The 13004-nt window shown below is 70.9% G+C and carries 14 protein-coding genes and 3 tRNA genes; 5 read left to right on the forward strand and 12 right to left on the reverse strand.

The features are described from left to right. Window positions 1-109 precede the first annotated feature (109 nt). The 7 genes from LCD31_RS07655 to LCD31_RS07685 all read right to left on the reverse strand — a co-directional run bounded on the left by LCD31_RS07655 (window position 110) and on the right by LCD31_RS07685 (window position 5772). The gene (locus LCD31_RS07655) at window positions 110-535 is read right to left on the reverse strand and encodes a MaoC family dehydratase (RefSeq protein WP_224956907.1); all 426 of its coding nucleotides are present in this window, start codon (window positions 533-535) and stop codon (window positions 110-112) included. Further along, complete coding sequence (locus LCD31_RS07660) at window positions 532-996, reverse strand: MaoC family dehydratase N-terminal domain-containing protein (protein ID WP_224956908.1); 465 nt, start codon at window positions 994-996, stop codon at window positions 532-534. Before LCD31_RS07660 ends, LCD31_RS07655 begins: the two co-directional genes overlap by 4 nt. A 106-nt stretch (window positions 997-1102) precedes the next feature. Continuing rightward, on the reverse strand, window positions 1103-1267 hold the full coding sequence (rpmG, locus tag LCD31_RS07665; RefSeq protein WP_224956909.1) for a 50S ribosomal protein L33: 165 nt from the start codon (window positions 1265-1267) through the stop codon (window positions 1103-1105). Window positions 1268-1334: 67 nt separating this feature from the next. Beyond that, window positions 1335-1410, reverse strand: a tRNA-Met gene (locus LCD31_RS07670). 88 nt (window positions 1411-1498) lie between these two features. Further along, a tRNA-Thr gene (locus tag LCD31_RS07675) sits at window positions 1499-1571 on the reverse strand. 133 nt (window positions 1572-1704) lie between these two features. Continuing rightward, window positions 1705-4335, reverse strand: a complete 2631-nt coding sequence (locus LCD31_RS07680) for a bifunctional diguanylate cyclase/phosphodiesterase (protein ID WP_224956910.1) — start codon at window positions 4333-4335, stop codon at window positions 1705-1707. Window positions 4336-4674: 339 nt separating this feature from the next. Next, window positions 4675-5772: an alpha/beta hydrolase gene (locus LCD31_RS07685; protein WP_224956911.1), complete on the reverse strand. Its 1098-nt coding sequence runs from the start codon at window positions 5770-5772 to the stop codon at window positions 4675-4677. Between the two features lie 28 nt (window positions 5773-5800). On the opposite strand from LCD31_RS07685, the gene LCD31_RS07690 reads away from it, so the two are divergent. Next, a complete protein-coding gene (locus tag LCD31_RS07690) occupies window positions 5801-6232 on the forward strand; it encodes a TIGR03668 family PPOX class F420-dependent oxidoreductase (protein ID WP_224956958.1) in 432 nt (143 codons plus the stop codon). A 269-nt stretch (window positions 6233-6501) separates the two neighbouring features. Here LCD31_RS07690 and LCD31_RS07695 read toward each other — a convergent pair whose 3' ends face one another. Then, a complete protein-coding gene (locus LCD31_RS07695) occupies window positions 6502-7446 on the reverse strand; it encodes a VOC family protein (RefSeq protein ID WP_224956912.1) in 945 nt (314 codons plus the stop codon). Continuing rightward, the gene (locus LCD31_RS07700; RefSeq protein ID WP_255614190.1) at window positions 7443-7943 is read right to left on the reverse strand and encodes a sigma-70 family RNA polymerase sigma factor; all 501 of its coding nucleotides are present in this window, start codon (window positions 7941-7943) and stop codon (window positions 7443-7445) included. Before LCD31_RS07700 ends, LCD31_RS07695 begins: the two co-directional genes overlap by 4 nt. 165 nt (window positions 7944-8108) lie before the next feature. Between LCD31_RS07700 and LCD31_RS07705 the strand changes: the two genes are divergently transcribed. After that, window positions 8109-8399: a hypothetical protein gene (locus tag LCD31_RS07705; RefSeq protein ID WP_224956916.1), complete on the forward strand. Its 291-nt coding sequence runs from the start codon at window positions 8109-8111 to the stop codon at window positions 8397-8399. A gap of 451 nt (window positions 8400-8850) precedes the next feature. Beyond that, window positions 8851-9171: a hypothetical protein gene (locus tag LCD31_RS07710; RefSeq protein WP_224956917.1), complete on the forward strand. Its 321-nt coding sequence runs from the start codon at window positions 8851-8853 to the stop codon at window positions 9169-9171. Between the two features lie 125 nt (window positions 9172-9296). Here LCD31_RS07710 and LCD31_RS07715 read toward each other — a convergent pair whose 3' ends face one another. Beyond that, complete coding sequence (locus tag LCD31_RS07715; protein WP_224956959.1) at window positions 9297-9854, reverse strand: alpha/beta fold hydrolase; 558 nt, start codon at window positions 9852-9854, stop codon at window positions 9297-9299. A 75-nt stretch (window positions 9855-9929) separates the two neighbouring features. On the opposite strand from LCD31_RS07715, the gene LCD31_RS07720 reads away from it, so the two are divergent. Further along, a complete protein-coding gene (locus tag LCD31_RS07720) occupies window positions 9930-10754 on the forward strand; it encodes an SAM-dependent methyltransferase (RefSeq protein ID WP_224956918.1) in 825 nt (274 codons plus the stop codon). 502 nt (window positions 10755-11256) lie between these two features. Here LCD31_RS07720 and LCD31_RS07725 read toward each other — a convergent pair. Beyond that, a complete protein-coding gene (locus LCD31_RS07725) occupies window positions 11257-11682 on the reverse strand; it encodes an SH3 domain-containing protein (RefSeq protein WP_224956919.1) in 426 nt (141 codons plus the stop codon). A 397-nt stretch (window positions 11683-12079) separates the two neighbouring features. Further along, window positions 12080-12160: transfer RNA gene (locus tag LCD31_RS07730), tRNA-Tyr, on the reverse strand. A 125-nt stretch (window positions 12161-12285) separates the two neighbouring features. Between LCD31_RS07730 and LCD31_RS07735 the strand changes: the two genes are divergently transcribed. Beyond that, window positions 12286-12777, forward strand: coding sequence for a YajQ family cyclic di-GMP-binding protein (locus LCD31_RS07735; RefSeq protein WP_224956920.1), 492 nt, complete (start codon window positions 12286-12288; stop codon window positions 12775-12777). Window positions 12778-13004 lie beyond the last annotated feature (227 nt).

The following is a 13004-nucleotide window of genomic DNA, read 5'->3' on the forward strand; positions in this document are numbered from 1 at the left end:
GCGCGCGGCCCGTTCCGAGGGCTGAACCGCACCCAGGGCCGCGCGCGGGCCGTGATCCTCTCCGGACTGCCGGGCCGCGCCCATGACGCCGCTCGGAGCCGATCAGCCGCTATTCCGGCAGCCGCACGACGGCGTTGGCGCCGCCGAGGACCGACTGGTCGTCGCTGCGGGCCGTGATGAGCACCTTCGCGGTGCCGTCCTCGTTCACCGCGGACACCTTGCCGCTCAGCTCCACCCGCGCCCCGACCCCGTCGTCCGGGACCACCACGGGGCGGGTGAACCGCACCGAGCAGTCCACGATCGCCGCCGGGTCGCCGGTCCACTCCGACACCAGCCGACCGGCCAGCGCCATCGTGAACATCCCGTGCGCGATCACGTCGGGCAGGCCCACCTCGGTGGCGAACCGCTCGTTCCAGTGGATCCGGTTGAAGTCCCCGGACGCGCCCGCGTACCGCACCAGGTCCTCGCGGGTCACCGCGACGCTCAGCGCGGGCAGCTCGTCGCCCTTGGACACCTCGGACAGCCGCACCGTCATGCCTGTTCCCCCTGCTCCGCCGTACCGCGCGCCACCAGCGTCGAGATCGCCGTGCACACCGGTTCGCCGTCCGCGGTGGCGATCTCGGCGCGCACCGTGAGGAAGTCGTTGCCCGCGCGGGCCTTGATGTCGTCCACGACCACGGAGGTGCGCAGCACATCCCCGGCCCGGATCGGGCGGTGGTGGGTGAAGCGCTGGTTGCCGTGCACGACCTTGCTGTAGTCCAGCCCGAGCGCGGAGTCGGCCACCACCGCGTCGTGCGCGCGCATCGAGAGGATCACCGCGAACGTCGGCGGGGCGATCACGTCCGGATGTCCGGCGGCCTGCGCGGCCGCGGCGTCGCGGTGCAGCGGCGAGGAGTCCTTGATGGCGTCGGCGAACTCGCGGATCTTCTCGCGGCCGACCTCGTAGGGCTCCGTGGGCGGGTATTCACGTCCGATGAATGACTGGTCTAGCGGCACCAGCGCAGGCTACCGACCGCACCACCGGACTCCGGCACCAGACGCGAAGAACCCGCCGCGGCCAGCAGGCCGGGCGGGTTCTCCGAGTCCGTCGGGAGCGCTGTGGTCAGCGAGTCTCCTTGTGGGTGCGGTGCGTACCGCAGTGGGGGCAGAACTTCTTCATCGCCAAGCGGTCCGGGTCGTTGCGCCGGTTCTTGTTGGTGATGTAGTTGCGGTTCTTGCACTCCTCGCAGGCCAAGGTGATCTTGGGGCGAACGTCGGTGGCGGCCACGGAGGTGCCCTTCCTCTCTCGTACTGCGTCCTAGGAGGCTCGCTCGACAGGCGTGGGCGAACCGAAGTGGTAGCGGTGGCCGGACTTGAACCGACGACACAGCGATTATGAGCCGCTTGCTCTACCGACTGAGCTACACCGCCGAGGACAACCTGACAGGTTCTTCACCGAGGTTACCTCATGCAAAACAGCCGCAGCACCCAGATACCCGAGCACCGCGACTGTTTTCCGAGCCCCAATACGGAATCGAACCGTAGACCTTCTCCTTACCATGGAGACGCTCTGCCGACTGAGCTATTGGGGCATGTCCTTGCGGAGCGATTAGAACTCTACACACCCGCCGAACCGGCCTTGCGACGGGGGTCCTCTTTCGGGGTAGTCCCAGCTCAGCGGGCACTTCTCGACCGCAGGAGCCGGGATCCGGCCACCGCGGACGATCAGTGCACCAGTGTGAGCACCGTCTCGGACTTGGCGCCGCGGGCCTTCACCGTCCGGGCCTGCAGCCACGCCTCCAGCCGGTCCTCCGGCAGCGGCCGCGAGATCAAGTAGCCCTGCGCGATGTCGCAGCGCATCCCGACGAGCTGGTCCCGGGCGGCGTCGTCCTCCACGCCCTCGGCGACCACGACCAGGTCCAGCGAGTGCCCGAGTTCCACGATGGTGCGCACCACGGCCATGTCGCTGAGATCGGTGCCCATGCCGAGCACGAAGCTCTTGTCGATCTTCACCTCGTCGACGGGCAACGTCCGCAGGTACGCCAGCGAGGAGTAGCCGGTGCCGAAGTCGTCCACGGCCAGCACCACGCCGAGCGCGTGCAGCCGCCGCAACACCGGCATGGAGCGCTCCGGCTCCTCCATCACGGAGGACTCGGTGAGCTCGAAGGTGAGCAGTTCCGGCGGCACGTCGTGGCGGCGCAGCGCCTCCGCGACCCGGTCCGGGAAGGACTCGTCGTTGAGGTTGCGCACGGACAGGTTCACCGCGACCGACATCCGCAGGTCCCGGTCCATCCACTCCCGCACCTTGATCAGCGCGCGTTCCATCACGAAGGACGTCAGCGCGTCGACCAACCCGGTGGCCTCGACCACCGGCACGAACTCGTCCGGGTCGAGCCGGCCGTACTCCGGGTGCCACCAGCGCACCAGCGCTTCGGCGCCGACGACCTGCCTGCCGGGCAGCGCGACCTTCGGCTGGTAGTGCACTTCGACCTGGCCGGTGTCCAGCGCCTGCCGGAACTGGGTGACCAGCTGGAAGCGGCGCAGGAACACCTGGCCCATGGCCGGGGCGTAGCCGCGGACCACGTCCTTGGCGTTGCGCGCCGCGCGCACCGCCACGTCGGCGTGCTGCAGCAGCGTGTCGATGTCGTTCTCGGCCTCCGCGTCGGCCGGAGCCGAGGAGGAGAAGCCCGCGACGCCACCCGCCTCCACGACGAGCCGGTCCAGCGGGTACGACTCCCCGATGACCTCGCAGAGCCGGGTACCGACCGCGTGCGCCTGCTCCTCGGTGTGGTCGATGAGCAGCACCGAGAACGAGTTGGCCTCCAACCGGGCCAGCGGCACCTCCGGCCCGAGCTCGCCGAGCATCCGCTGCCCGGCGGCGACCACGATCCGGTCGCCCCAGGTGTAGCCGAGCGCTTCGCTGACCGTGGTCAGCAGGTCCAGGTCCACCCGCAGCACCACCGCGGTCCGCCCGGCGCGCAGCTCTTCTGCCGCCATCTCGCGGAAGCCCGCGCGGTTCAGCAGCCCGGTGAGCAGGTCGTGGTAGGCGTCGTGGCGCAACCGCGCCAGCAGCCGCCGGTTGTCCATCGCGGTCGCCAGGTGGCTGGCGAGGGTGTGCAGCAACCGCACGTCGGCGCGGCCGAACCCGCGCCACCGGCTGACCCGGTCGTGCGCCTCCACCGCGCCGAGCAGCTGGTTCGCGCCGCGCAGCGGCACCACCAGCGATTCGTAAGCGCCGCGCATCCGCAGCGCGCGGCGCACTTCGTCGGGCGCTTCGAGGGTGCGGAAGGACCGCACGTGGCTGCCCGGCAGCTGCAGCAGCGGGTCGTCGCGCAGCGCGTGCGGCCCCGCGATCCGGGCGGCTTCGGGGAGCGGTTCGCCCGCGACGAGGGTGCTCACCTCGCCGCGCGGGTCCAGCCGCAGTCGCAGCACCACGCGGGTGGCGTTGAGCTGTTCGCGGATGCGTTCCGCGACCGGTTCCCACTCGGTGACGGAGGTGGTGTCGTCCTCCGGTTCGGAGGGGTTGCGCACGGCGGCCTGGCCGGATCTGGCGACGCTGAGGCTCACGTCGCTCAGCGCCTCCAGGTCGCGCTGCTCGCGCAGCAGCCCGGAGTAGGCGCGGTAGAGCCCGACGACGGCGACCGCGACCAGCGCCACCAGCAGCCAACCCCAGCGGGTGCTCTTGGCGACCTCGTAACCGATCAGTCCGACCGAGGTGTTGAGCAGGCCGACCGCGAGGGTGCGCACGGACAACCGCCCGGCGGCGCTGACCCGCATCGCCCCGCCGAGCACGTGCAGCGCGGCGAGCGCGAAGGCGCAGCTGATCAGCGGAGAGGTGAGGGTGCCGACGACCGGGCCGAACCAGTCCGGGGCGGTCTCCGGCAGGGAGCGCTGCACGGCCGTGGCGACCGCGAAGGGGACCGCGATCTCCAGGCACAGCACGCCCGCGTTGTAGACGACGTGGGTGGCGGCGCGCCGCCCGACCTGGGCGCCGAGCCCCGCGAGCAGGTTGGCCGCCAGCACCACTTCGAACGGCGCGGTCAGCAGGCCGAGGATCAGCGGGATCTCGGTGAAGGAGATGGTCCAGCCGACGCGCTTGACGTCGACGTCGATGGTGAGCTGCTCGGCGACGAGGAAGCCGATGGCCAGCAGCGGCCCGATGTAGAGCAGGCTGGCGTCGTAGCGGAACTCCAGCGCGGAGGACGTCAGACCGGAGACGAGCAGTCCGACCAGGAGCGTGACCGCGGAGAACGCGGTGAACACCCGCCGACGCGCCGGATCGACCTCGGCCCGCACCGGCGGACGCGGGGTGTCCAGCGTCGCCTCCGGATCGAGGGTGTGGTGACTCTCGATCATCCACCCTCCTCCTGCCCGGCGACACGAATGTCGCACCGGATTGCCGAGCCGATCGTGACTCACGACGGGCACGGTTGGCCAGGGCCGAGCGGCCCGCCGAGCGCCGTCAAGATCCGTTTTCCGGGCGACCGGCGCGCGGTGCGCGCTCGGACCACCTGCGCAGACATCGAACTGACCAGCGGCTTCGACCAGTACCATCCTGGCCGCTGCGGTGCCGCCACGTCCCGACGACCCGGCAGCGGGCGATGTGAAAAAGGCCGCAGCAACCGATCAGTGACCATGCGGAGAGTATCCACGAAACACGGCGAGTGACCGCAGTTCCGTCAATCGGAGCAACGGTCAGGTCAAGCCTAGTTCGTCTACGTAATCACGGACCGCTCGATCGAGATCAGCCAGCCCCGATTCCTCGGTCGGCAGGTGTCCCGCCCCGTTCAGCTCGGCGAACCGCCCCCGCGCGCCGAGCCGGTCGAAGAACTCCTGGGACAACCGCGGCGGGCTCCACCGGTCTTCGGCCGGGTGCGCCAGCAGCACCGGCGGACCCGCGTAGTCCTCCGGCTCCACCGCGGGCGCGGCGACGAGGTAGCTGCGCAGGAAGCCCAGCGACATCCAGTTCCCGCCCGCGAGCGGGTCGGCCCAGATGGCGTGCGCGAACTGGGCGTGGTTCGACATCGCGGCGATGTTCACCAGCCACCGCACCGGAGCCCACGCCGGAGGCAGCGGCATCGGCACCGAACCGGGCAGCAGCCCGAGGAGTCCGGACCACCGGCCCACCTCGGGCGTGGTCGCCAGCATGCGGCGCACCTCGTCGCGACGCGGATCCGCGAGCCCCGTCACCAGCACTCCGGCGACCGAACCACCGGCTCCCGCGCGCGCCGCCACGTCGTAGGCCAACCGCCCAGCCGATCCCACACCCATCAGGACCACGGGCCGCTGGTCCGTTCGCCGCTCGGCCGCGACCAGGTCGGTGACGCACCGCAGCCAACCGGCGTAGGTGACGTTGCGCAGTCCGCTGGAGGTCAGGCCGAACCCCGGCAGGTCGGGCGCGAGGAACTCCAGGTCGGCGAGCGCGGGCAGCCGCCCGTAGGGCGTGAGCATCCGCCCGTAGCCGCCGATCCCGTGCAGCGCGATGACCTTCGCCGGCGCGTCCAGGCGCGCGATCCGGTCCAGGTGCACGCGTCTGCCGCGCCAGGACCACCACTCCTCGACCGGCATGCCCGGGGCCGGTGCCTCGGGCTGCACCGCCGTGTTCGGCAGTGCCTCGGCCGGCAGGCCCCGGCCGGCCAGGCGTCGGCTCGCCGAGCCGCGCGGTTCCGCGTCCGGCTCGGGTTCCAGGCTGAGCCCGCTGGGGAAGAACTCCTGGTAGCGGAGCCAGTGCCGGTGCTCCGCGTAGCTGGGACCGACCGCGGTGTCGGATCCTGGTTCGGAAACTGCTCGCACACCACGAAGGTACGGAGTGGGCTCCACGATGCGCATCGGCCACGAGCAGGCTCGCCACTGGTTCCGGGAGTCCCGGGTGGCCCGGCTGGCGACCGCCGACCCGGCGGGCCTGCCGCACCTCGTCCCGGTCACGTTCGCGGTCGACGGCGACCTGCTGGTCACCGCCGTCGACCACAAGCCGAAGTCGACGACCTCCCTGCGGCGCCTGCGCAACATCGAGCGGAATCCGCAGGTCGCCCTGCTGGTGGACCACTACGCCGAGGACTGGGAGCGGCTGTGGTGGGCACGGGCCGACGGGCTCGCCGAACTCGCCGAGGCGGAACAGCACCCGCACCTGGTGGCGGCGCTCGCGGCGAAGTACGAGCAGTACCGGCAGCGACCACCGCACCTGACGTTGATCGTCGTGCGGGTGTCGCGGTGGAGCGGCTGGCGTGCGGCTGGTGATCGCTCTCACGGCTGAACCCCTCCTGTCGTCGGTTCCTCGCCTCGCCAGGTCGGGTGGCGAGTCCCGTCGGACTGCTCGTGGCGGTGGTGCGGGGCCCGCTGTCGGCCCGCTGGTTCGGCTCGGCCCCTCGGGCCTGTGGCCTCCGGGCCGATTCCCCGGGGCCGGCTTTTCGGATCTGGGTGGAGAGACCTGCGTGCCCGGCTATCGGGCGCGCTCGGCCCTGAGATCTCAGGTCCGGGTGGCCGGCCGCGGGAAGTCGGATTCGGATGTTCGGTTCCTGCGGATCACTCGGCGGCCCCCAGCAGGTAGAACGTCCGCCCCTGGTTGTCGGTGCAGGTCGCGAGCCGTCCGTAGGGCATGTCCGCGGGCTCCTCCGCGTTCCCGCCGTGCGCCCGCACCTCGGCGAGCGTGGCGTCCAGGTCGTCCGCGCGGAAGCACAGCGTCACCTCGCCGGTGTCGCTGCCGTGCATCCCCGCCATCGGCTGCACGTCCTCGATCTGCCAGCCGTCCTCGACGTTGCCGGGACCGAACCGCCAGCCGAGGACGGCGCCGTAGAACTCCTTCGCGAGCGCGGTGTCCGGCGTGGCGATGGTGATGTAGTCGATGTCCCCGTGCCGCGGTGGCCGCGGCGCCGCCGGTTCGGAGCTCACCTCGGCCCGCCCGGGTGGGGTCATGATCATCCACCGGTGGCCGAACGGGTCGTCGAACCGGCCGGAGCGGCCGTAGGGGTGCTCCTCGACGTCGCCCACCACGGTCGCGCCGTGCTCCCGCGCGCGCTGCACGACGGCGTCCACGTCGGGAACCTCGACGTGCAGGGTCGTGCTGGCGCCGCCGCGGTGCACCGGCGCGAGCATGTCGATCTCGGGGAACTCGTCGGCCAGGAACAGCGCGCTGCCACCGACGTCGAGCTCCACGTGCCCGAGCCTGCCGTCGGCCATCGCGTACGGCTCGGCGCGCAGCCGGGCACCCAGCACCGCGCCGTACCAGTCGATCGCCCGCTGCGCGTCCGACACGGCGAGGTACGGCGTCAACGTCATGGCCACCCGGTCGGACAGGTCCACCCGCTGCTCGCGGGCGGCGCCGGTGCGGGTGGATTCGGTGTCGGTCATGGTCACTCCTCGGTCGTCGAGCAGCGCGCGCTCCAGCCGGTCCCGCAGTCGTCCGGCGAACTGCGGAGACGGCTCGGCGGGCACGATCGGCTCGCGAAGAGCGTCGAACGGGTCGGTCATCGCCGTCGCCCTCCTCCGGTGCCCGATGCGTCGCTGGTTGCTTCGTACTCGCGGCGGAATGCCGCTCTGGCCCGGACCAGCAGCGCCTCGGTGGCGTGCACGGTCCGGTCGAGGTGCTCGGCGACCTCGGGCACGGGCAGCCCGTCGAGGTAGCGCAGCGTCAACGCCGCGCGATGGTGCTCGCCCAACCTCGCCAGCACCTCCCGTGCCCGCAACACGTCCAACCGGACGTCCCACAGGTCCTCGTCGTCCCGTGGTTCCTGCTGTTCCAGCCGTTCCAGCCCGCGTCGTTCCCGGCCGATCGCGCGCCAGTGGTCGGCGAGCTTGTGCCGGGCGATGCCGACCAGCCACGCCACCGTGGGGGGACTCCCCGACCGTTTCCGGGCGGCCTGCACCGCCGCGAGGAACGTGTCCGCGGTCAGGTCCTCGCTCAACGCGTGATCCCCGGAACGACCGAGCAGGTAGCCGTACACGTGCGGCAGCGCCTCGTCGTACATCTCGAGCAACGCCGCCGCCGGGTCCGGTTGCACCTGCGGTCGCTTCACATCCCCATAGTCGTTCGGGAGTGCGGTGCTCCGACGCCCTCGACCGCCCTCCGTTCGGGTGATGCGAGGTAGGCACCGCGCAGGGCGGGCTCGACCGCGACCTCTAACCTGCGGTGCGTGTCGGAAGAGCTGGTCCCCTCCCCCGAGCTGTCCCGCCTCGCGGCGGCGCTGGCCGTCCTCGACGAGCACGCCGAGCTCAACCACCGCTACCGGCGGCTGATCACCGATTCCCGGAGCGCGCTGAGCGCCCCGCTGCTCCGAACCACCCAGGCGCGCGGCATCGGCAAGAAGCTCCTGGTGCTGGTGAAGGCGGCCGGACCCGGGTTTCCCGACACCCTCGCCGCGGCGGACCGCACCGCCCTGGAGGACGGGCTGGCGCAGGCGGACGAACTCGTCTTCCACACCTGACCGCGCCCCGGCCGCTCAGGCGAGTTCGACGTCCTCGATGCCAGCGAGCGGCCTGAGCAGCGCATCGACCGATCGGGTCCGGACCGATCGCCCCTCCCGGGCGGCGCGGGCCCGGTCTCCCGCGCCGACGGTGCGGCCTGTGCTCGTCGATCCCCGCTTGACCGGGGACGAACACCAGCCGGTTCGCCTTGATCGCCAGCGAGATGCGGTACGGCTCGTACCGGTCGAGGTCGTGCGTCGCGCGGTGCATCGAAGTCAGGCCACCGACCAGCTCGAACGGTGGGCCGCGACTACCGGGGTGGGACCGCGAGCGGCGCGGGGGCACCGCGCACGACCACTCCGAATCAGAGCCCCGGCGCGCCGGTCCGGTGCCGCGGGACGAGCTCGACCACCACGCGTGATCGCGTCCCGGGGTGGGCACCCTCCGGCGGAGACCGGCGGAAGGAGACCCATGAACGCACCGGAACCGACCACCGAGCAGATCACCGCCTGGCGCAACCTGCTGGACGCGTTCGCCCAGGTCAGCGCGTCCTGGGACGCCGCGGTCGCGATCGACCGGGACGCGGGGCCCGACGAGGGCCCGACGAGCTCGGTGCCGGAACCGCTGCACGCGTCGTTCGCCCGCGCGGCGGCGGAGACCTCGGACGTGCTCACCGGGATCGCCGAAGCGCTCGCCGAGCACGAGGAAGGCGGGACGTTCGCGGAGGTGACGCGGACGCAGCGCGCCGCGCGCGACGCCTGGTCGTCGGCCCACTCGTCCAGCAGCGGCTGACCGGATCAGCGCCCGGCGAAGCGGCCCGTCACCTCGACCAGCACGTCCGCCACGGCAGCGCGCCCGCCGTGCCCCTGGTCGTCGACCAGGCGCAGTTCCGCGTCGGTCCGCACCTGCGCCAGGTGTCACGCGGTGTCCGGCGGCGTGCTCACGTCGCTCCGGCCGTGCACCAGCGCCCCCGGGATCCTGTTGAGCCGCACCGCGTTCCGCAGCAGTTCACCGTCCGCGAACCACGCGTCGTGCCGCCAGTAGTGCGTGACCAGCCGCGCGAACGCGAGCCGGAACTCCGGGTCGGCGTAGCGAGGATCGGGGCGGGCGTGGCCCACCGCCACGTGCGCTTCCTCCCAGCGGCACCAGTCCAGCGCGGCCCTCGCCCGCACGGTGGGGTCCGGGTCGTGCAGCGACCGGCTGTAGGCGTCGACGAGCCTGCCGTCCCGGTCGGCCGCGGGGACGCCGGCGCGGAACCGCTCCCACTGCTCGGGGAACACGCGCCGCATGTCCTGCGTGATCCACTCGACTTCGCGGTGCGTGGTAGTGCCGACGCTGAACAGCACGAGTTCGGTGACCCGCTCCGGGTGCAGTTCCGCGTACGCGAGCCCCAGCGTGGAACCCCACGCCCCGCCGAAGACCATCCACCGGTCGACACCGAGGTGGCGGCGCAGCAGTTCGACGTCCGCCGCCAGAGATTCGCTCTGTCGTTCGCACCGGCCGACCGCGCATACTTCCCGTTGCTCACCGTCTCAGCAGAGGAGGTTCCGGTGCACCCGGAACGGCAGTCCGCGCCCGACCTGTCCGGCATCACCGGTAGCCCGGACACGAGCGGTCCGAACGCGGCCCGGATGTACGACTACTACCTGGGCGGCTCGGCGAACTTCGCGGTGGACCGCGCCACGGCCGACGAGCAGATCGCGGTGCTGCCGAGCGTGGCCTCCACCGCGCGCGCGAACCGCGCCTTCCTCGGCCGCGCCGTGCGGATGTGCCTGGACGCCGGGGTGAACCAGTTCCTCGACCTGGGTTCCGGCGTGCCCACCGTCGGCAACGTGCACGAGATCGCCCACCAGATCGACCCGGAAGCCCGCATCGCCTACGTGGACCGGGAACCGATCGCGGTGGCGCACAGCCGCCGGTTGCTGCGCGGCGACGAACGGGTGTCCGTCACCCAGGCCGACCTGACCGAACCCGAGAAAGTGCTGTCCGCGCCCGGCGTGGCGAACCTGCTGGACTTCAGCAAGCCGGTCGCGGTCCTCGCGATCAGCGTGCTGCACTTCGTGCGCGACGACCAGGACCCGGCGGGAATCCTCGCCACCTACCGCGACGCCTGCGTCCCCGGCAGCTTCCTGGCCATCTCGCACACCACCGCCGAAAGCCTCGCTCGGTCCACTGTGGACGAAGGATTGGCGATCTACCAGCGCACCTCCACCCCGGTTTTCCCGCGCCCCATCGCGGAAGCCCCCGGGCTGCTGGGGGGATACGAGGTCCTGGAACCGGGCGCCACGCTCGTCACGAACTGGCGGCCGGACTCCGAACCCGACCCGGCATCACCCGTCGCCAACACCTGGGCCGTCGTCGGCATCCTGCGATGAGCGGCAGGAAGGCGCCCGTCTGACATCTCCCTTCGGAGGTGGAACACCCCCGCACGTCACGATTCCACTTGACTCCACTCCCCACGGAGCCCTGTCGGATCACGACCTGAGCCGGTACGGAGTTTCACGCCCTACGGGCGGACGCGAAGTGCCTCAGCCGCGACGGACAAGCCGCACGTGACGGTTTCGGAGCGGCTCGACTGCCAGAGAACGCCCAAACCCAGCCGACGCGGGGTCGTCGTCAGGCGACCGGACAACGCAGAACGGCCCGGTAACCCTGTTCTTGCAGGTCACCGGGCCGTTGTGGCTGGTGTGCCAGGTGGAGGATTCGAACCTCCGAAGCTTGCGCGGCCGATTTGCAGAGTGGCGCCTGTAAAGCTCTGACGTGCGGAGACTTTGTGGCGCGGGTCAATGTGACCATTGATTGACCGGGTGCTCCATCATGCGTCCACGCGAAGACCGATCCCATTTCATGTCGCCACTCAGAGGTGACCGCGTGAACTCACTCGCCCTGTGTCAGGCAGGGAGCCGCCACGTAGTGGATCCCGCCGAAATATTCGATCGGCCACCAGACATTGTTGGGTACGGCATGCCCGCAGACTGGGCCGAAGGTATCGCCGTGCACGCCCTGCTGCGGCATCACAACCCGGTCTCCCCTGTTCAGCTTGCCGGTCACCGGAGCGCCGAGGCTGGGAGCACTGCGGACGTTCACATTGTCATCGACCGCCACGTACCAGCCACCGTACGCGTGCGCCTGTGACGCGGGAGCCGTTGCCTCTTCGGGCGCAGCGGCTTGCGCTGTCGACCCGATCAGGCCGACCGTCCCGGCCACCGCGCAAGTCAGGATCGCCATCCGGGCCCTCTTGCCCGTTGTTCCAGTCATGTCATCCCCCAGCTGAACTTTGATGATCTGTGCAGGTCCGCCCACCGGATCAAGGTCAATGCGGAGATGATCCTACGGAAAACACGGCTGTCTCGGTGGTGGTTCGGGAAGTTCGGGCACGGTCTGGGCAAAGACGGCTCTGACGGACAACCCGTTGGAAGCGGTCAAGGGGAAGCGGCCTACCGCGCGTCTCCGCCAGGTCGATTCGCAGTCGGTGGCGAATCCGGTGCAGGCTCGAACGCTGCTGTCCTGCGGGTGTACGCGAAGTGCCTCGACGGGGGCGAGCAGGCCGCCCGTGATCGGGTCGGCGCGGCCCTCGGGCCGTGGCCAGGGATTGGCCAGAACTAGCCGTACAGAGCCGGTAGCGGCCGTACACAGCCGTACAACAGCAAACGGCCCGGTGACCCTGTTCTTGCAGGTCACCGGGCCGTTTCGGCTGGTGTGCCAGGTGGAGGATTCGAACCTCCGAAGCTTGCGCGGCTGATTTACAGTCAGCTCCCTTTGGCCGCTCGGGCAACCTGGCGTCGCTAGCCGGCTCGCGCTGGCTTGCGGGAACAAGGATACAGACTCGCGGCGACCGCTTCCCGAGGGGGTGGGGCCGGTAGCGTGTCCGGGCGACAGGGCCCGTTTCAACAGGAGGTGCGCGAGGTGGCAGACCCGTCGTTCGACGTGGTGAGCAAGGTGGACCGGCAGGAAGTGGACAACGCGCTGAACCAGGCGGCGAAGGAGCTCGCCAACCGGTTCGACTTCCGCGGCACCGGCACGAAGATCCAGTGGTCCGGCCAGGAGGGGATCGTGCTGGAGTCCGAGACCGAGGAGCGGTGCCGGGCCGCGGTCGAGGTCTTCAAGGAGAAGTTGATCAAGCGGGGCATCTCGCTGAAGGCCTTCGACGTGGGTGAGCCCGCCAGCTCGGGGCAGATCTACCGGGTCAGCGGCAAGGTGGTGCAGGGCATCGAGCAGGACGTCGCGAAGAAGATCTCGAAGAAGATCCGCGACGAGGGCCCGAAGGGCGTGCAGGCGCAGATTCAGGGCGACCAGCTGCGGATCTCCGGCAAGAAGAAGGACGACCTGCAGAACGTCATCCAGCTGCTGAAGGCCACCGACTTCGACGTGGCGCTGCAGTTCGAGAACTTCCGCTGATCGTCGGACGCCCCGACGCGGACCGGCGCGGCCGGGCCGGGTGCCATCACGGGGAGGCAGCACCCGGTCCGGGATGTCGGAACGCACCCGCAGCACCGCCCACGATCGCCGCAGTCGCCCGAACGGGGGCGACGCGGGCATCGGGGCCGCGGAGAAGACGATCCAGGAAGGTTCAGCGCCCGGCGGCCCAGGAGGCCCATCACCTGGCCCGCCCAGCGCGATGCGGC

It is taken from the genome of Saccharopolyspora sp. 6M, assembly GCF_020176775.1.
GTDB classification, from domain to species: Bacteria; Actinomycetota; Actinomycetes; order Mycobacteriales; family Pseudonocardiaceae; genus Saccharopolyspora_C; species Saccharopolyspora_C gregorii.